Origin of the sequence: Sphingomonas sp. CFBP9019, assembly GCF_034045155.1 — a bacterium.
In the GTDB taxonomy this organism is placed as follows: domain Bacteria; phylum Pseudomonadota; class Alphaproteobacteria; order Sphingomonadales; family Sphingomonadaceae; genus Sphingomonas; species Sphingomonas aerolata.
This window is the reverse complement of sequence record NZ_JAXCWK010000002.1, coordinates 588,118-605,972: the sequence shown is the minus strand read 5'-3', so window position 1 is coordinate 605,972 and position 17,855 is coordinate 588,118. Positions and strand designations below refer to the sequence as shown.

22 protein-coding genes are annotated in these 17,855 nt (G+C 65.1%); 1 reads left to right on the top strand and 21 read right to left on the bottom strand.

Annotation, left to right across the window (positions count from 1 at the left end; translation table 11 throughout):
* Positions 1 to 5: 5 nt before the first annotated feature.
* The 19 genes from nuoK to relB all read right to left on the bottom strand — a co-directional run bounded on the left by nuoK (position 6) and on the right by relB (position 15,459).
* Positions 6 to 314, bottom strand: coding sequence for an NADH-quinone oxidoreductase subunit NuoK (nuoK, locus tag SOM18_RS06850; RefSeq protein WP_031393835.1), 309 nt, complete (start codon positions 312 to 314; stop codon positions 6 to 8).
* On the bottom strand, positions 311 to 922 hold the full coding sequence (locus SOM18_RS06845; protein WP_031440949.1) for an NADH-quinone oxidoreductase subunit J: 612 nt from the start codon (positions 920 to 922) through the stop codon (positions 311 to 313). The genes nuoK and SOM18_RS06845 overlap by 4 nt, the downstream gene beginning before the upstream one ends.
* A gap of 119 nt (positions 923 to 1,041) precedes the next feature.
* Complete coding sequence (gene nuoI / locus SOM18_RS06840; protein ID WP_031393837.1) at positions 1,042 to 1,527, bottom strand: NADH-quinone oxidoreductase subunit NuoI; 486 nt, start codon at positions 1,525 to 1,527, stop codon at positions 1,042 to 1,044.
* Entirely contained in the window at positions 1,524 to 2,573 is a 1,050-nt protein-coding gene (gene nuoH, locus SOM18_RS06835) for an NADH-quinone oxidoreductase subunit NuoH (protein WP_031393838.1), read from the bottom strand. Before nuoH ends, nuoI begins: the two co-directional genes overlap by 4 nt.
* The gene (gene nuoG, locus SOM18_RS06830; protein ID WP_031440950.1) at positions 2,570 to 4,564 is read right to left on the bottom strand and encodes an NADH-quinone oxidoreductase subunit NuoG; all 1,995 of its coding nucleotides are present in this window, start codon (positions 4,562 to 4,564) and stop codon (positions 2,570 to 2,572) included. The genes nuoH and nuoG overlap by 4 nt, the downstream gene beginning before the upstream one ends.
* On the bottom strand, positions 4,564 to 5,865 hold the full coding sequence (nuoF, locus tag SOM18_RS06825; RefSeq protein ID WP_031393840.1) for an NADH-quinone oxidoreductase subunit NuoF: 1,302 nt from the start codon (positions 5,863 to 5,865) through the stop codon (positions 4,564 to 4,566). Before nuoF ends, nuoG begins: the two co-directional genes overlap by 1 nt.
* Complete coding sequence (locus SOM18_RS06820; RefSeq protein ID WP_031393841.1) at positions 5,865 to 6,533, bottom strand: complex I 24 kDa subunit family protein; 669 nt, start codon at positions 6,531 to 6,533, stop codon at positions 5,865 to 5,867. Before SOM18_RS06820 ends, nuoF begins: the two co-directional genes overlap by 1 nt.
* The gene (locus SOM18_RS06815; protein WP_197975229.1) at positions 6,533 to 7,744 is read right to left on the bottom strand and encodes an NADH-quinone oxidoreductase subunit D; all 1,212 of its coding nucleotides are present in this window, start codon (positions 7,742 to 7,744) and stop codon (positions 6,533 to 6,535) included. Before SOM18_RS06815 ends, SOM18_RS06820 begins: the two co-directional genes overlap by 1 nt.
* Positions 7,745 to 7,764: 20 nt before the next feature.
* Complete coding sequence (locus tag SOM18_RS06810) at positions 7,765 to 8,613, bottom strand: NADH-quinone oxidoreductase subunit C (protein ID WP_031440951.1); 849 nt, start codon at positions 8,611 to 8,613, stop codon at positions 7,765 to 7,767.
* Positions 8,610 to 9,179 (bottom strand): NuoB/complex I 20 kDa subunit family protein, encoded by a 570-nt coding sequence (locus SOM18_RS06805; RefSeq protein WP_037527518.1) that lies wholly within the window; start codon positions 9,177 to 9,179, stop codon positions 8,610 to 8,612. The genes SOM18_RS06810 and SOM18_RS06805 overlap by 4 nt, the downstream gene beginning before the upstream one ends.
* Complete coding sequence (locus tag SOM18_RS06800) at positions 9,170 to 9,544, bottom strand: NADH-quinone oxidoreductase subunit A (RefSeq protein WP_031393845.1); 375 nt, start codon at positions 9,542 to 9,544, stop codon at positions 9,170 to 9,172. Before SOM18_RS06800 ends, SOM18_RS06805 begins: the two co-directional genes overlap by 10 nt.
* A gap of 251 nt (positions 9,545 to 9,795) precedes the next feature.
* On the bottom strand, positions 9,796 to 10,608 hold the full coding sequence (locus SOM18_RS06795) for an inositol monophosphatase family protein (RefSeq protein WP_031393846.1): 813 nt from the start codon (positions 10,606 to 10,608) through the stop codon (positions 9,796 to 9,798).
* A 162-nt stretch (positions 10,609 to 10,770) separates the two neighbouring features.
* Positions 10,771 to 11,334: an elongation factor P gene (gene efp, locus SOM18_RS06790; protein ID WP_031440952.1), complete on the bottom strand. Its 564-nt coding sequence runs from the start codon at positions 11,332 to 11,334 to the stop codon at positions 10,771 to 10,773.
* A 73-nt stretch (positions 11,335 to 11,407) separates the two neighbouring features.
* On the bottom strand, positions 11,408 to 12,019 hold the full coding sequence (locus tag SOM18_RS06785) for a M23 family metallopeptidase (RefSeq protein ID WP_031440953.1): 612 nt from the start codon (positions 12,017 to 12,019) through the stop codon (positions 11,408 to 11,410).
* Between the two features lie 4 nt (positions 12,020 to 12,023).
* Entirely contained in the window at positions 12,024 to 13,034 is a 1,011-nt protein-coding gene (locus tag SOM18_RS06780; RefSeq protein ID WP_031440954.1) for a L,D-transpeptidase family protein, read from the bottom strand.
* 172 nt (positions 13,035 to 13,206) lie between these two features.
* Positions 13,207 to 13,893, bottom strand: coding sequence for a thiamine phosphate synthase (gene thiE, locus SOM18_RS06775; protein ID WP_031440955.1), 687 nt, complete (start codon positions 13,891 to 13,893; stop codon positions 13,207 to 13,209).
* Positions 13,894 to 13,968: 75 nt separating this feature from the next.
* A complete protein-coding gene (locus SOM18_RS06770) occupies positions 13,969 to 14,889 on the bottom strand; it encodes a class I fructose-bisphosphate aldolase (RefSeq protein WP_031440956.1) in 921 nt (306 codons plus the stop codon).
* A gap of 13 nt (positions 14,890 to 14,902) precedes the next feature.
* The gene (locus SOM18_RS06765) at positions 14,903 to 15,232 is read right to left on the bottom strand and encodes a type II toxin-antitoxin system PemK/MazF family toxin (RefSeq protein ID WP_152555489.1); all 330 of its coding nucleotides are present in this window, start codon (positions 15,230 to 15,232) and stop codon (positions 14,903 to 14,905) included.
* Complete coding sequence (gene relB / locus SOM18_RS06760) at positions 15,229 to 15,459, bottom strand: type II toxin-antitoxin system RelB family antitoxin (RefSeq protein ID WP_037527511.1); 231 nt, start codon at positions 15,457 to 15,459, stop codon at positions 15,229 to 15,231. The genes SOM18_RS06765 and relB overlap by 4 nt, the downstream gene beginning before the upstream one ends.
* A 154-nt stretch (positions 15,460 to 15,613) precedes the next feature.
* Between relB and SOM18_RS06755 the strand changes: the two genes are divergently transcribed.
* Positions 15,614 to 16,123, top strand: coding sequence for a TlpA family protein disulfide reductase (locus SOM18_RS06755; protein ID WP_031440958.1), 510 nt, complete (start codon positions 15,614 to 15,616; stop codon positions 16,121 to 16,123).
* Here the strand turns inward: SOM18_RS06755 and SOM18_RS06750 are convergent.
* Both SOM18_RS06750 and SOM18_RS06745 read right to left on the bottom strand, forming a co-directional pair.
* A complete protein-coding gene (locus SOM18_RS06750; protein ID WP_320481471.1) occupies positions 16,120 to 17,310 on the bottom strand; it encodes a phosphoglycerate kinase in 1,191 nt (396 codons plus the stop codon). The genes SOM18_RS06755 and SOM18_RS06750 overlap by 4 nt on opposite strands.
* The gene (locus SOM18_RS06745) at positions 17,307 to 17,717 is read right to left on the bottom strand and encodes an MOSC domain-containing protein (RefSeq protein WP_042467217.1); all 411 of its coding nucleotides are present in this window, start codon (positions 17,715 to 17,717) and stop codon (positions 17,307 to 17,309) included. The genes SOM18_RS06750 and SOM18_RS06745 overlap by 4 nt, the downstream gene beginning before the upstream one ends.
* Between the last annotated feature and the right edge of the window lie 138 nt (positions 17,718 to 17,855).

The window sequence follows — 17,855 nt, the reverse complement described above, 5'->3', positions numbered from 1 at the left end:
CCGTATTACCCCTTCATCCGGTTGACGTCGTCGACCGCAATGGTGCCGCGACCGCGGAAATAGATGACCAGGATGGCCAGGCCGATCGCGGCCTCACCCGCCGCGACCGTCAGCACGAACATCGCGAACACCTGTCCGACGAGATCGTTGAGGAAGGCCGAGAAGGCGACGAGATTGATGTTCACCGCGAGCAGGATCAGCTCGATCGCCATCAGGATGACGATAAGGTTCTTGCGGTTCAGGAAGATGCCGAGCACCCCCATGGTGAACAGGATCGCCGCGACGACGAGGTAGTGGACGAGACCGATCGTCACAGTTCGACTCCCTGCCCGACGACCGGGCGCGTGTTGCGCGTTGCGTCCTGCGGACGGCGTGCGTTCTGACGGCTGATGTTCTGCGCCTTCACGCCGCCACGCTGGCGATGCGTCAGCACGATCGCACCGATCATCGCGACGAGCAGGACGAGCCCGGCCGCCTCGAACACGAACAGATAGCGCGTGTAGAGCAGATTGCCGATCGCCTGGATGTTGGGCACCCGCGCATCGATCGGCGCCGCGCGCCGCGCGAGCTGGATCGGCCCCGTGCTCCACGCGCCGATCGCGATCATCACCTCGGCTGCGAGTGCGACCGCGAGCGCCAGCCCGATACCGAAGTACCGTGCCACGCCGGCACGCATCTCGGCAAAGTCGATGTCGAGCATCATGACAACGAACAGGAACAGCACCGCGACCGCGCCGACATAGACGATGACGAGCAGCATCGCGATGAACTCGGCCCCGACGAGGATCATCAGACCCGCCGCGTTGAAGAAGGCGAGGATCAGCCACATCACCGAATGGACCGGATTGCGCGACGCGATCGTCATGGCGCCCGACAGGACGACGACGAAAGCGAAGAGATAAAAGGCTAAGGCCTGGATCATGAGGTCCTCGTCACCCCAGCGAACGCCGGGGTCTCACGCCGCGCGGGCGCGCTCGGAAACGGGGAGATCCCAGCCTGCGCTGGGATGACGGAGTTAATCTGTGTCATCGCGGCGCTCGCTTAACGGTACGGCGCATCGGCGGCAAGGTTCGCCGCGATCGCGCTTTCCCAGCGATCGCCGTTATCGAGCAGCTTCGACTTGTCGTAGATCAGCTCTTCGCGCGTCTCGGTCGAGAATTCGTAATTCGGACCCTCGACGATCGCATCGACCGGGCACGCCTCGGCGCACAGGCCGCAATAGATGCACTTGGTCATGTCGATGTCGTAGCGCGTCGTGCGGCGCGAGCCGTCGTCGCGCGGCTCGGCCTCGATCGTGATCGCCTGGGCGGGGCACACGGCCTCGCACAGCTTGCACGCGATGCACCGCTCTTCGCCATTGGGATAACGACGCAGCGCATGCTCACCGCGGAACCGCGGGGACACCGGGTTACGCTCGTACGGATAGTTGATCGTCGCCTTTTCCTTGAAGAAATAGCGAAGCGTCAACGCGTGCGCCTTCACGAATTCCCACAGGGTGAACGACTTGATGATCTGAGCAACGCTCATGAACCCACTCCAACGCGCGTCAGCATCAACACGCCCGACACGAGGAAAACCCAGAACAGCGAGACGGGCAGGAAAATCTTCCAGCCGAGCCGCATCAGCTGATCATAGCGATAACGCGGAACGGTCGCCTTCACCCAGCTGAACAGGAAGAAGAAGAACAGGATCTTGGCGAACAGCCAGATGATCCCGGGCACGTAATACAGCGGCGCCCAGTCGACCGGCGGCAGCCACCCACCCCAGAATAGCGTCGCGTTGAGCGCGCACATCAGGATGACGTTGGCGTACTCACCCAACCAGAACAGCGCGAACGCCATCGACGAATATTCGGTCTGGTAACCGGCGACGAGCTCGCTCTCCGCCTCGGTCAGATCGAACGGTGCACGCTGCGTTTCCGCGAGGCTCGAGATGAAGAACATCACCGCCATCGGGAACAGCAGCGGATTGACGATATAGCCGTTGATGTGCAGCCCGAACATGTTCTGCTGCGCGGTCACGATGCCGGACAGGTTGAACGTGCCCGACCACAGCACGACCGAGATCAGGATGAACCCGATCGCGACTTCGTAGCTGACCATCTGCGCGGCCGCACGCAGCGCCGAGTAGAACGGATATTTCGAGTTCGACGCCCAGCCCGCGAGGATGATCCCGTACACGCCGAGCGACGACGCCGCGAGCACGTAGAGCAAGCCGACATTGATGTCCGCGAGCACGACGCCGGGCTGGAACGGGATCACCGCCCAGACGATCAGCGCGACCGTGAAGGTGATGATCGGCGCCAGCAGGAACAGCGCGCGATTGGCGGCTGCCGGGACGATCGTCTCCTGCAGGAACACCTTCAGGCCGTCGGCAAAGCTCTGCAGCAGGCCGAACGGACCCACCACGTTTGGACCACGCCGAAGCGCCATCGCCGCCCAGATCTTGCGATCGGCATAGATGATCATCGCGACCGCCAGCATCACCGGCAGCGCGATTGCGAGAATGTCGATGATCGTCGCGAGGAAGAACGCCCAGTCGTAACCGAGCGAGGATTCGAACCAGGAGATCATTCGGCTGCCTCCGCAAAGTCTTCCCCGTGGAGAAGTTCAGCCGAGCAACGCTGCATCGTCGGCGATGCGCGGCAGATCGCGTTGGTCAGGTAGAAGTCCTTGATCGGATAGCCGGCCAGAACCCCTTCGCCCGCACCGCCGAGCGACGGCGGATTCCACTCGAACGTTGCGAGCGCCTGGTGACGCAGCGCAGGAACGGCAGCGAACATTTCTTCGCGCAGCCCCTCGAAGCTGTCGAACGGCAGCGTATGGCCGAGCGTGTCGGACAGCGCGCGGAAGATCGACCAGTCGTCGCGCGCATCGCCGGGCGCGAACACCGCACGCTCGCCGCGCTGGACGCGACCCTCGAGGTTGACCCAGGTTCCCGACTTCTCGGCATAGGTCACGCCCGGCAGGATGACGTCGGCAGCTGCCGCCCCCTTGTCGCCGTGATGACCCACGAACACCTTGAAGCCCGCGAACTGGCTGAAATCGACCTCGTCCGCGCCGAGGAAGAAGCCGAGCTTCGCCCCCATCACGTCGGCGATCCCGCCCGTCTGCGCATAGCCGAGCATCAGCCCGCCCATCCGCGACGCGGCCATATGGACGACGTTGAAGCCGTTCCAGCCGTCCTTGACGAGGCCCAGCGTGTCGACGAGCTTCAGTGCGGCGCCGTGGCCACCCTTCAGCGCCGCGCCACCGACGATCACCATCGGACGCTCGGCCTTGCCGAACGCCTCGGTCACCGCGTCGGGCAGATTGCCGAGCAGCGCCAGATCGTCGCCGAGCCACTCGACCTTGTAGGTCAGCTCGGTCTCGGGCCCGATCGCGTAGACCTTCGCGCCCTTCTTGATAGCCTTGCGGACCCGCGTGTTCACCAGCGGCGCTTCCCAGCGCAGGTTGGTGCCCACCAGCAGGATCGCATCGGCACGCTCGGTGCCGGCGATCGTCGTGTTGAAATTGACCGCAGCGATGCTCGACGCGTCATAGGCCATGCCGGTCTGGCGGCCCTCGAGCATCGTCGAGCCCATCTTCGCGAGCAGCGCCTTGGCGGCGTACATCGTCTCGCAGTCGACCAGATCGCCCGCGACCGCGGCCACGCTCGACCCGGCATCAACCGCCTTGATTGCCGCGAAGGCCTCGTCCCAGGTCGCGGGCTGGAGCTTGCCGTTCACGCGGACATAGGGCTTGTCGAGGCGACGACGCACGAGACCGTCGATCGCGTGGCGCGTCTTGTCGGTCGCCCACTCCTCGTTCACGTCCTCGTTGATCCGCGGCACGCAGCGCAGCACCTGGCGGCCACGGCTGTCGAGCCGGATGTTGGTGCCGACCGCGTCCATGACGTCGATCGTCAGCGTCTTGCGGAGTTCCCACGGACGCGCCTCGAACGCGTAAGGCTTCGAGGTCAGCGCGCCGACCGGGCACAGATCGACGACGTTGCCCGACAGCTCGCTCTTGACCGCATTCTCGAGATACGAGGTGATCTGCATGTCCTCGCCGCGGAAGATCGCACCGATCTCCTCGACGCCAGACACTTCCTCGGCAAAGCGGATGCAGCGCGTGCACTGGATGCAGCGGGTCATGACCGTCTTCACGATCGGCCCCATATATTTCTCGGTGACCGCGCGCTTGTTCTCGTCATAGCGCGAATGGCCGCGGCCATAGGCGACCGACTGATCCTGCAGATCGCACTCGCCGCCCTGATCGCAGATCGGGCAATCGAGCGGATGGTTGATCAGCAGGAATTCCATAATGCCCTCGCGGGCATTCTTGACCATCGGCGAGTTGGTGAAGATCTCCTGCTTGTCCGCCGCCGGCAGCGCGCACGACGCCTGCGGCTTGGGCGGACCGGGCTTCACCTCGACCAGGCACATCCGGCAATTGCCGGCGATGCTCAGGCGCTCGTGGTAACAGAAACGCGGGATCTCCTTGCCGGCAAGCTCGCACGCCTGCAGCACGGTGGCACCCTGCGGCACCTCAATCTCTACGCCATCGACTTTGACTAAGGGCATTACTCTGCGGCTTCCATCATCGGCGCGGTGTCACCACCACGTTCGCGGATACGGCGTTCCATCTCTGGGCGGAAATGCTTGATCAGGCCCTGGATCGGCCAGGCTGCGGCGTCGCCGAGCGCGCAGATCGAGTGACCCTCGACCTGCTTGGTGACCTGCTGGAGCATGTCGATCTCGGACAGCTCGGCGTCGCCGGTGCGCATCCGCTCCATCACGCGCCACATCCAGCCGGTGCCTTCGCGGCACGGCGTGCACTGGCCGCAGCTCTCATGCTTGTAGAAGTAGGAGATGCGGCTGATCGCGCGGACGATGTCGGTCGACTTGTCCATGACGATGATCGCCGCGGTGCCGAGGCCCGAGCCGACCGCCTTCAGGCCATCGAAATCCATCGCGCAGTCCATGATCTGCGCGGCGGGCACCAATGGCACCGATGAGCCGCCCGGGATCACCGCGAGCAGATTGTCCCAGCCGCCCCGAATACCGCCGCAATGCGTCTCGATCAGGTCGCGGAACGAGATGCTCATCTCTTCCTCGACGACGCAGGGCTTGTTCACATGCCCGCTGATCTGGAACAGCTTGGTGCCGCGGTTGTTCTCTGCGCCGAAGCTCGAGAACCAGGCCGCACCGCGCCGCAGGATCGTTGGTGCGACCGCGATCGACTCAACGTTGTTGACGGTCGTCGGGCAGCCATAGAGGCCTGCGCCCGCCGGGAATGGCGGCTTGAGGCGCGGCTGGCCCTTCTTGCCCTCGAGGCTTTCGAGCATCGCGGTCTCTTCGCCGCAGATGTACGCGCCCGCACCACGGTGAACGAACACGTCGAAGTCGTAGCCCGAACCGCACGCATTCTTGCCGACGAAGCCACGATCATATGCCTCGGCGACGGCTGCGAACAGCGTCTCCGCCTCGCGGATATATTCGCCGCGGATGTAGATGTAGGCGGCGCGCGCGCGCATCGCGAACCCGGCGATCAGCGCGCCCTCGATCAGCTTGTGCGGATCGTGACGGATGATCTCGCGATCCTTGCAGCTGCCCGGCTCGGATTCATCGGCGTTGATGACGAGGAAGTTCGGCCGGTCGGGCTTTGGCTCCTTGGGCATGAACGACCATTTCGTGCCGGTCGGGAACCCTGCCCCGCCACGGCCACGCAGACCCGACGCCTTCATCACATCGATGATCGCGTCCTGGCCGAGCGCCATCAGGTCCTTGGTATTGTCCCAATCGCCGCGCATGATCGCCGCGTCGATATTCCACGGCTGAAAACCGTAGACGTTGGTGAAGATGCGGTCCTTGTCGGCGAGCATCAGGCCCACTCCCCCCGGTAATCGTGGTTCGCGTCGACCATCGCCTTGAGCGAGGTCGGGCCGCCTTCGGGGCAACTCGCGCGGCGGCCGAATTGCGGCCCCGGCGTCGGCGTGCCGCCACTGGCAAGCGCCTCGAGGATTTCGGTCGTCTTGTCGTAGTCGAGATCTTCGAAGTTATCGTCGTTGATCTGAACCATCGGCGCGTTCGCGCAGGTGCCCAGGCACTCGACCTCGGTCAGCGTGAACATGCCGTCCGGCGTCGTACCGCCCTTGACGAGGCCCCGGTTCTTGCACGCGGCCAGCACGTCGTCCGACCCGCGCAGCATGCACGGCGTCGTGCCGCAGACCTGCACGTGATAGCGACCGACCGGCGCGAGGTTGAACATCGTGTAGAAGGTCACGACCTCATAGACGCGCATGTACGGCACGCCGATCTGACGCGCGACGAACTCGATCACCGGCACCGGCAACCAGCCCTGGGTCTGCGTTTCCGCACCGACCTGGCGCTGGGCAAGATCGAGGAACGGGATCGACGCCGACTGCTCGCGGCCCTTCGGGTAGCGCCCGAGGATCTCGTTCGCCTTCACCTGGTTCTCGTCCGTCCAGGCGAACGAGCCCCAGCGTGCGCGGGTCTCTGCCTCGTCGGGAATTTTCGGAGCTTCAGCCATCAGCGGTCACATTCACCAAAAACGATATCCATCGCGCCGAGGATCGCGGTCGTATCTGCCAGCATGTGACCCTTCGCCATGAAGTCGAAGGCCTGGAGATGCGAAAACGCGGTCGGGCGGATCTTGCAGCGGTACGGCTTGTTGCTGCCGTCGGCGACCAGATACACGCCGAATTCGCCCTTGGGGCTTTCGGTCGCGACATAGACGTCGCCGGCGGGCACATGGAAGCCCTCGGTATAGAGCTTGAAGTGATGGATCAGCGCTTCCATCGACTGCTTCATCTCAGCGCGCTTGGGCGGCACGACCTTGCGGTCGAGCGACGCGATCGGACCCTCGGGCATGTCGCGCAGGCACTGCTTCATGATCCGTGCCGACTGACGCACTTCCTCGACGCGCACCATGAACCGGTCATAGCAATCGCCACGCGTGCCGACCGGCACGTCGAAGTCCATCTTGGCATAGACGTCATAGGGCTGCGACTTGCGCAGATCCCAGGCGATGCCCGAGCCGCGGATCATCGGGCCCGAAAAGCCCCATTTGATCGCATCGTCACGGCTGACGATCGCGATGTCGACGTTGCGCTGCTTGAAGATGCGGTTGTCGGCGACGAGCGAAATCGCATCCTCGAACAGCCGCGGCAGGCGCGTGTCGAGCCAGTCGCCGATATCGGCGAGCAGCTTGAGCGGTGCATCCTGATGCACGCCACCCGGACGGAAATAGTTGGAATGCATGCGCGCGCCGCTGACGCGCTCGAAGAAGTTCATGCAGTCTTCGCGGATCTCGAACAGCCACAGGTTCGGCGTCATCGCGCCGACGTCCATGACGTGGCTGCCGAGGTTGAGCATGTGGTTCGAGATGCGCGTCAGCTCGGCGAAGAACACGCGCAGATACTGCGCCCGCTCAGGCACTTCGAGGTCGAGCAGCTTCTCGACCGCGAGCACCCAGCTATGCTCCATGCACAGCGGCGAGCAGTAATCGAGACGATCGAAATAGGGCAGCGCCTGCGTGTAGGTCTTGTACTCGATCAGCTTTTCGGTGCCGCGGTGAAGCAGCCCGACATGCGGATCGACACGCTCGACGATCTCGCCGTCGAGCTCCATGACCAGGCGGAGCACGCCGTGCGCCGCCGGATGCTGCGGACCGAAGTTGATCGTGTAGTTCTGGATCGTGACGTCGCCGGTCGTGGGATCGGCCGCATCGCCCTCGCCCAGAAGCTCCTCTACATAGAGACTCACTGGTTCTGTCCTCCGCCCTTGGTCGGGATCACGTCCGACTCCACGGGCTTGTCCTGCTTCTGGTTGCCCGGATCGGGCTCGCCCGCACCGCTCTGCGTGGTGTTCTGGACGTCCTTCTTCGCATAGGGCTCGCTCGGCGCGTCGGGCGCCTTGGTCGCGCTCTGCGCCGCATCCGCCTTGACGATCGTATCGGCCGACAGCGGGGTCTGCGCCCCCTTGGCCTGCGGCAGTGCGCCCTTCTCGTCACCCGGAAGGACGTATTCGGCGCCCTCCCACGGGCTCATGAAGTCGAACGTGCGGAAATCCTGCGCCAGCTGCACCGGCTCGTACACAACGCGCTTCGCCTCTTCCGAATAGCGCAGCTCGACATAGCCCGTCAGCGGGAAGTCCTTGCGCTGCGGGTGGCCGCGAAAGCCGTAATCGGTCAGGATGCGGCGCAGGTCCGGGTTGCCGCTGAACAGCACGCCATACATGTCGTACACTTCGCGCTCGAGCCAGCCGGCGACCGGCCAGATGTCGGTCACCGACGGTACCGGCTGGTCCTCGTCGGTCGCGACATGCACGCGCAGGCGGTGGTTCCGCGTCAGCGACAGCATGCAATAGACGACCTCGAACCGCTCGGCACGATCGGGATAGTCGACGCCGGCGATCTCCATGAGCTGCTGATAGGCAAGCCCCGGCGTGTCGCGCAGCGCGATCATGACGTCGTACAGGTCCTCGCGACGGACGTGCAGAGCGACCTCGCCGACCTTGTCGACCGCGTCGAGCAGCATGCCGCCGAGCGCGGCGCGGGCCGCGTCGATCACGCCGTCATTGGCGGCATAGGCTGGTGCGGGCGCCCTCACCGTTCGATGCTCCCGGACCGCCGGATCTTCCGCTGCAACTGCATGATGCCGTACAACAGCGCTTCCGCAGTCGGCGGGCACCCGGGGACGTAGATGTCGACGGGCACGATACGGTCGCAACCGCGCACGACGCTGTAGCTATAATGATAATAGCCGCCGCCGTTCGCGCATGATCCCATCGAGATCACGTATTTCGGCTCCGACATCTGGTCGTAGACCTTGCGAAGTGCGGGCGCCATCTTGTTGCACAGCGTGCCGGCGACGATCATCACGTCCGACTGGCGGGGCGATGCGCGCGGTGCGGCACCGAAGCGCTCGAGATCATAGCGCGGCATGTTGACGTGGATCATCTCGACCGCGCAGCAGGCGAGCCCGAACGTCATCCACCACAGCGAGCCGGTACGGGCCCACTGGAACAGCTCCTCGGTCGAGGTGACCAGGAAACCCTTGTCGGTCAATTCACCGTTCAGGCCATCGAAAAAACCCTGGTCGGGCGGCACGATCGCGCCACCGCCGGCGGGTGCCAGCAGACCGGAACCGGGCTGCGATGTGAGCTCTACTCCCAATCGAGTGCTCCCTTCTTCCATGCATAGGCGAGGCCGAGGGCCAGTTCGCCGATAAAGATCATCATCGAGATCCACGCGGTCCAGCCGAGCGTGAAGACCGAGACGGCCCAGGGAAACAGAAACGCCGCCTCGAGATCGAAGATGATAAAGAGGATGGCGATCAGGTAGAAGCGCACGTCGAACTGGCTGCGCGGATCCTCGAATGCGGGGAAGCCGCACTCATATTCGCTCAGCTTCTCGGGCGTAGGCTTGTGCGACCCGGTGAGCCTGGAGACAGCCATCGGCAGGAACACGAACGTGCTCGACAATGCGATGGCGACCCCGAGGAACAGGAGGATCGGAAGATAGTGCGACAGGTCGACCAAATGGCTTCTCGCAGATGCGAACAGATGGGGAGCCTTTAGGCCGATGGGCCCCGTGGGGCAAGGCTGGCGGCCCGTGAGAATCACTCGCAAGAGCTGTATGAGCGTCGCGGGAAACCTGCGTTACCTGCATGGTTCTGCAAGCGACAGCAGCCGCCGGGCGCCGGTCGGAGCCCCCAGCGAGACCGTCACCCCAGCAAACGCTGGGGTAACGGACAATTGGAAGGCCGGCCCGGCCTACCGACCCCAATGCATCAGCGCAGCGCGCCGGCCACCAGCTTATGCAGCCGCGAATGCAGCGCATCATTCGCCGCGAGGAACTCGTTGCGCTCCATCGCGCGGTCGCCACCGCGGAAGTCGGTCACGTAGCCGCCGGCTTCCTTGACCAGCAGCATCCCGGCCGCGACGTCCCACGGCTTCAGGTTCGATTCCCAGAAGCCGTCGAACCGCCCCGCTGCCAGCCAGGCGAGATCGAGCGCCGCCGCGCCGAGACGGCGGATCCCCGCCACCTCGGGTGCGACCGCACCGAAGATCCGGCTCCACTGCGCGAAATCGCCATGACCGAGGAACGGAATACCCGTCGCGATCAGCGAATCGGCTAGATCGCGCCGCGACGACACGCGCAGACGCTGGTCGGTCAGCCACGCGCCGCGGCCTCGCTCAGCCCAGAAGCTCTCGTCGGTGAGCGGCTGATACACCAGCGCGGTGGTGACCTCGCGCTTGCCGTTCGGCATCGGCTCCTCGACCGCGATCGAGATGCAGAAATGCGGGATGCCGTGGAGGAAGTTCGACGTGCCATCGAGCGGGTCGACGATGAAGCGCGGCTTGTTGGGATCACCCGCGACCTCGCCGCGCTCCTCCATCAACATGCCCCAGTCGGGGCGTGCGTGGCTCAGCTCTTCGAAGATCGTCTGCTCGGCGCGCTGGTCGGCCTGGCTGACAAAGTCGGCGGGACCCTTGCGGCTGACCTGCAGCTGCTGGACTTCGTTGAAATCGCGGCGCAGGCGCGGCGCGGCCTTGCGGGCGGCGCGCTCGATGACGGTCATGATGCCGGAATGGCTGGGCATTTCAATCCTTTCAGCCCCTCCCCTTCAGGGGAGGGGTTGGGGTGGGGCAGTGCCGCAGACCCAGGCCGCGGGCAAAGCCCGCGTCGTCGGCCGGGCCATGCCCGCCGGCCGGGCCGGCGGGTCGTGCGGATAGCTTAAGCTATCCGTCTCGGCCGCTCGGCCTTAATCAGCACGCCTTACATAGGCCTGCTCATAGACATCGACCACGATCCGCGTGCCGGCACCGATGTGCGGCGGCACCATCACGCGCACGCCGTTCTCGAGCACCGCAGGCTTGTACGACGACGAGGCGGTCTGCCCCTTCACGACGGCATCGGCTTCGACGATCAGCGCCTCGATCGTGTCGGGCAGCTGGACCGAGATCGGCCGCTCTTCCCAGAGCTCCATCACCACATCCATGCCGTCCTGCAGGAACGCTGCGGCGTCGCCCAGGATGTCGGCATCCAGCGTGATCTGCTCGTAATTGACCTTGTCCATGAAGGTCAGCGCGTCGCCGTCGCGGAACAGATACTGGAAGTCGACGGTGTCGAGCCGGACCTTCTCGACGCTCTCGGCGGAGCGGAAGCGCGTGTTGCTCTTTCGGCCGTCGATGAGGTTCTTCATCTCGACCTGCATATAGGCGCCGCCCTTACCGGGCTGGGTGTGCTGAATCTTCACGGCGCGCCAGATGCCGCCTTCATATTCAAGGATGTTGCCGGGACGAATCTCGACCGCGTTGATCTTCATGACCGATTCCTGCTGGAAAGAGCTAGGGGCCGTCCGCCAGGCAAGGCCGTGCGGAAACCCGAAGCCGCGCGCTTTAGCGGGATGGCCGCGCGCGGGCAAGCAGCGGGTAGGGATTGACCTCCTCGCCCTGCCACCAGCGCTGGCCCGGCTGCATCCGGCTCACCCCGAAATGCAGGTGATAATTGCCTGCGCCCGCGTCACCGGTGTCGCCGACATAGCCAAGTCGGTCCCCCGCCGCGACCGCCATCCCTTCGCGCACGCCCGGCGCATAGCCCGCGAGGTGCGCATAATAATAGGTCCAGCGCCGGTCGGGTGACCGGACATAGACGGTGATCCCGCCAAGCGCGCTCTGGAACAGCTTCTCGATTCGTCCTGGCGCCGCCGCGACGACCGGCGTGCCGCCCGCCGCCATGATGTCGGTGCCATGATGCCCGCGCAGCCCGCCGCCGCGCGGATCGTTCCAGCTGTTGCCGACCGCGGTGCGTGGGACACCCAGCACCGGCATCGTCAACGAACGGGGCGCGTCCGCAACCCCGTCCTCCGCGACCGCGACGTTCGACGCCGTCGGCGACGACGCGCGCCACGCCACCGACCGTCGCCCGCCATCCCCAAAAGACAGCATCGAAGCGAACGCGCCAACCACCAGGACGATCAGCGCGAGAATAACCCAGAACGTCCGCGTCATGCGATCAGGCCTGGAAGACCGCCTTGGTCCCCGGCTTGATCATCATCGATAGCCTTGCCGCGTCCCAGTTCGTCAGGCGGATACAGCCATGGCTTTCGGCGCGCCCGATCGTCTCGGGGTTGGGCGTGCCGTGAATGCCGTAATGATCCTTCGACAGGTCCATCCACACCACGCCGACTGGACCGTTCGGCCCCGGCGGCAGCATCTCCTTCTTCTGTCCCTTCTTCGCATCCCAGAACAGCGCCGGGTTGAAGTGGAATTTGGGGTTATAGTCGGAGCCCTTGATCGTCCATGTCCCCAGCGGCAGCGGGTCGTGGCTAGACCCCATCGTCGCGGAGAATTGCGCAATCAGCTTGTTGTTCGCGTCGAGCACCCGCAGCACGCCGTCGGACTTGTCGACGACGACGTGATCCGCCTGTGGCTGCTTCGCATCGACGTTCAGCATGTTGAGCGTCGCGCGCCAGTCGGGACGGAACTTCGGATCATAGTCGCGCGACGTCGGCAGAGCGTTGGGGAACACCACCTTTGTCCCCGCCGACAGCTTGGTCGACGGCGAGTTGAGGGCCATGATCACCGCGGGCGTGGTGTGGAACATCTCACCCAGCTTCTCCATGACCGTCCGGTAGCCGATCGTCTGAAGCTCGGCCTGCTTCGCCGGGTCCTTGGGCAGCGGATTGACGAACGGCCCCGCGAGCATCTCGGGCGTCAGCGCGACCGTGACGGTCGGCCGTGCCGCACGATAGGGATACAGCGCGCGCATCGTCTGCGTGTCGGGCTTGCCCGTAATCGGCAGCCCCTTGGCCTCTTGAAACCCTTTGAGCGCGGCCACGAGCGATTGCCCGCCGCGTCCGTCGAGTACGCCCGGACCGAAACCCAGATGATCGAGGATCACCTGGACGTGCAGTACGTTGCGGTCGATCGGTACCGGCTTGGCAGGGACAGGCTGCGCCACCGCCGGCAGGGCCGCGAGCAGGCAACCTGCAAGAACCGAAGCTTTCGTCACAAATGCCGTCATGCTCGTCATCCCAACCGTTACGCTACTGCATCAAACGGTTGGAACGACGGTTGTTTCCGTGACGCCAGCCAACGCGCCTCCATCACCCCAAACCGTCATCCTGACGAAAGTCAGGATCCAGAGCCGCAAGGCGCAGCGCGACAGTTGAGGTATCCGAGGGCGACGCAGGGTCTCAGCGCTTGGCGAGCACCTCGCCGAATGCCTTGACCGCAGCGACCTCGTCACCATTCCAGACGGCGCCCGACACCGCGATGAAGTCGGCCCCCGCCGCTGCCAGCGCCGCAGCATTGTCCGGCGTGATCCCGCCGATCGCCACACATGGCATTTCGAACAGTGTCGACCACCAGGACAGGAGCACGGGCTCGGCCAGATGCTCGACGGTCTTGGTCGTGGTCGGATGAAAGGCCCCGAACGCGACATAGTCCGCGCCGGCCTCGCCCGCTTCCATCGCCAGATGCCGGCTGCCGTGACAGGTGACGCCGATCTGCGCATTGGGGCCGAGCTGCGCGCGAGCCTCGCGCGGATCGCCATCGCTCTGCCCGAGATGCACGCCGTCCGCGTCGAGCCGCTTCGCCAGCCCGATATCGTCGTTGACGATGAACGCGACGTCGCGCTCGGCACAGATCGCACGCAGCGGCGCACCGAGCGCGGCGGCGGCGTGTTGGTCGATGTCCTTCACGCGGAACTGAAACGCGGCCACCGGCCCGGCGTCGAGCGCGCGCGCAAGCCGCTCGGGAAAGTCGCCGCCGACGTCGAGCGGCGAGACGAGATAGAGCTGACATGGCGGACGCCGCATGTCGCGACGGAAATTCTCGGCGAATGTCGGGTCGAGCGGGCCCAGCGGATCTTCTTCGGTCATTCCCCGCCCCTAGCGGGTCGCGCCGCGCCCGTCACCCCGGCGCAGAGCCGGGATGACGGACGGGCGAAGCCGCGCTTATTCCTCGTTCTTGTAGATCCGGATGATCCGGTCGAGCATCGCCAGTGCCTCGTCGCGCGGACGCTGGAAGGTGTTGCGGCCGATGATCGAGCCGTTGCCACCGCCGTCACGAATATCGCGTGCATCCTGGAAGACCGCATCGGCACCCTTGGACGCGCCGCCCGAGAACACGTTGATGCGACGCCCGGCAAAGCTCGACTGGACGACGTGGCGGACGCGATCGGCCTGCTTGGACCAGTCGGTGCCGGCATAAAGCGGCTTGGCTTCCTTCTGCTCGATATGATCGGTCGGCAGCTTGGTCTTGATGATGTGCGCGCCGAGCAGCGCCGCCATGTGCGCGGCATAGGCGCCGACGTCGAGCGCGAGCTCGCCGTCCTTGGTCAGCTCGCCGCCGCGCGGATAGGACCAGATGACGGTCGCGATGCCGACCGACTTGGCCTCTTCGCTCAGCTCGCGGATTTCCTCGACCAGGTCGAAGAACTGGTCCGCGCCCGGATAGATGGTGAAGCCGATCGCCGCCGAGCCGAGCCGCACCGCGTCCGCCACGGTCGCGGTCACCGCCTGGTCGATCGACGTCGCCCAGCTGTTCGAGCTGTTGCACTTCAGAATTGTCGGGATCTGCCCGGCGAACGTGTCCGCGCCCGCTTCGAGCATGCCGAGCGGCGCTGCATAGGCGCTGAGCCCGGCGTCGATCGCGAGCTGATAATGGTAATGCGGGTCATAGGCCGCCGGATTGACCGAGAAGCTGCGTGCCGGGCCGTGCTCGAAACCCTGGTCGACGGGCAGGATCACCAGCTTGCCGGTACCGCCGAGCTTGCCCTGCATCAGGATGCGCGCAAGGTTCGCCTTTACCGCCGAACTCGTGGCCTCATACTTGTCGAGGATAGTCTTGATTTGCGGTGTGATCGTCGAGGTCATGGTCATTCCTGTCTTAGAGTTCGAGCCAGCGGCGCAGCGCGTCGTCGACCCGGGTCATGGTGGTGATGGGTATCGTACCGATAATCCTGACGATGGCGTTGCGGTCGAGCGTGTCGAGCCTGTCGACCTGAATCTCGCTGTCGCAGAGAAGACCCGTCTCGGGCGACGCCTCGAGCGACACGCGAAAGAGGCTGGTGCCGGTGATGACGCTGGTGAGTGGGCACAGCGAGACCGTGCCATGATCAGCGAACAGGTCTGACTGAACGACGAGGAACGGTCGTGGCTTCCGGGAAGACTCCCCTTTGCCAGCCCCGATCACGACCATGCCCCGTGTAATTTTCACGTCAGGGACTCCGCGAACATGGCATCCCAGTCTTCGTCCTTCGCGTGTCGATCATGTGCGGCAGCGAGGAGCGATTGCCGCTTTGCCTCCGCAAGGAACGCTTCATCGTGGCGTTCGACGTAGCGGCGCACGGCTTCACGTGCGATATCGCTCTTGCTGCGCCCTTGCGTGCGGGCGACCGCCGCGAGTCGTTCTTCGAGGTCGCTATCGAGCCTGACGCCGAGCATCCGAGTCTCCGTTTAACATGTTAAACATAGGCAAGGGGCGGCGCTTGATCAACCCCTGCTCGACTGTACTCGAACGCGCGCCAGGGACGGATTGACGCACCATCCCCGGACGCCGAGGATGACGACGGGAAAACCTCCGGGGGGAGAGCGGGCGATGACGGTTTCGACAAAGGGCGTAGTCGCGAGCGCATTGGCGTTGGCAATCGCGATGACGCCGTCCCACGCGTCAGCGACGATCAAGGTCGGCGACCGGGCGCCAAAGTTCGAAATGACGCTGATCGACGGCAGCAGGATCAGCAGCACCGACCTGCACGGACAGGTCGTCATCCTCAATTTCTGGGCGACATGGTGCGGGCCGTGCAAGGCTGAATTGCCGCTGCTCGATACCTATTACCGGCTGCGCAAGGGCAATGGCCTGCGCGTCTTCGCGGTTGCAACCGAAGAATCGCTCCCGGCGTACAAGCTGAAACCGGTCTTCGCGGCGCTGGCGATACCATCGGCGCGGCGGATCAAGGGCGCGTTCGGCGTCATGGGCGCGCTGCCGACCAACTACATCATCGATCGCGCCGGGATCGTCCGCTATGCGAAACCCGGCGCGTTCGACCTGGCCGACCTGAACACGCCGCTCGTGCCCCTGCTCAACGAGCCGGCGCCGATACCTTAACGGGTCAGCGCGGCGACGCCGGGCAGGTTCTTGCCCTCCATCCATTCCAGGAACGCACCGCCGGCCGTCGATACGAAGGTAAACGCATCCGCGACCCCGGCATGGTTGAGCGCTGCGACCGTATCGCCACCGCCTGCGACCGAGACCAGCGAACCACCCTCGGTGAGTGCCGCCGCCGTCTTGGCGAGCGCGACCGTGGCGGTATCGAACGGCGGCGTCTCGAACGCGCCGAGCGGACCGTTCCAGACCAGGGTCCGGCAATTCTTCAGGACGTCGCCAAGCGATTCGACCGCGGCCGGGCCGACGTCGAGGATCATCTCGTCCGCTGCGACCTCGTGCACGTTGATCGTGCGCGTGGCGGGGTTCGGCTTGAACTCTTTCGCAACGACCACGTCGTACGGCAGATGGACGATGCAGTTCGCCTTGTCGGCAGCCTCCATAATTTGTTCGCAGGTGGCGGCGAGCTCATGCTCGCACAGGCTCTTGCCAACATCGACGCCGCGCGCCGCGAGAAAGGTGTTGGCCATGCCGCCGCCGATGATCAGGTGATCGACGCGCGTGACCAGGTGCCGCAGCACGTCGAGCTTCGACGATACCTTCGCGCCGCCCACGACCGCCGCGACGGGATGCTCCGGCGCTCCCAGCGCCTTCTGGAGCGCGTCGAGCTCGGCCTCCATCGCGCGGCCGGCAAAGGCGGGCAGGACATGTGCCAGCCCCTCGGTCGAGGCGTGCGCGCGGTGCGCGGCAGAGAAGGCGTCGTTGACGTAGAGATCGCCGAGGCTGGCGAAGCGCGCGACCACCGCCGGATCACTCGTCTCCTCGCCGCCGAAGAAGCGCGTGTTCTCCAGAACCGCGATATTGCCGGGTTCGAGCATCGCGACCGCGTCGTCCGCGCCCTCCCAGTCGACATAGCGAACCTCGCGGCCCAGCACGTCGCTATACGGCCGGACGACCTGCGAGAGCGAGAATTCCGGGCTCGGATTGCCCTTGGGGCGGCCGAAATGGGCGAGGATCAGGACGATCGCGCCCTTGTCGGCCAGCTCGCCGACCGTCGCGACGGTCGCCCGCAAGCGCGTGTCGTCGGTGACGGCCCCTTCGGCCATCGGCACGTTGAGGTCTTCGCGGACAAGCACGCGCTTGCCCTGCACATCGCCCATGTCGTCGAGTGTCTTGAATGGCTTGCTCATGATTCTTCGATCCTGATCTCGTCACCGACGGCGATTCTGCCGCCCATCAAAACGCGGGTACACGCCCCGCCCCGCCAGTCGGGCGTGAGCGCGGCGAACAATCCTGGCGCCAGGGCTTCCATCCGTTCGCACGGATCGGTGTGGCGCGTCACCTCCAGCACGACGTCCGCGCCGATGCGAAGCCGCGTGCCGGGTATCTGGGGAAGGTCGAAGCCGTCGACGAGAAGGTTCGCGCGGCGTTCGTACCAGGGAATATCACAGCCGACCTCGGCCATCGCGGCATCCCAGTCGCCGCGTTCGAGCAACGTGACCTGACGCCGCCCCCTGCCGCCGGGCTTCACATAGCCGCGAAAGTCACCATGCAGCCCGGCGTCGATGGTGATCTCGACATGGTCGATGACCTCCATCGGGGCTTTCGCGCGGGCGTGACGCGCGATGCCGGCGATCGTGCCTGCCCTATTCAAGGTCGAGGCCACCGCCCCCTGCCCGTTCGTGTCGAGCGCAGTCGAGACACCATCTGTCACGCGAAGCGGCTTCTCGACTGC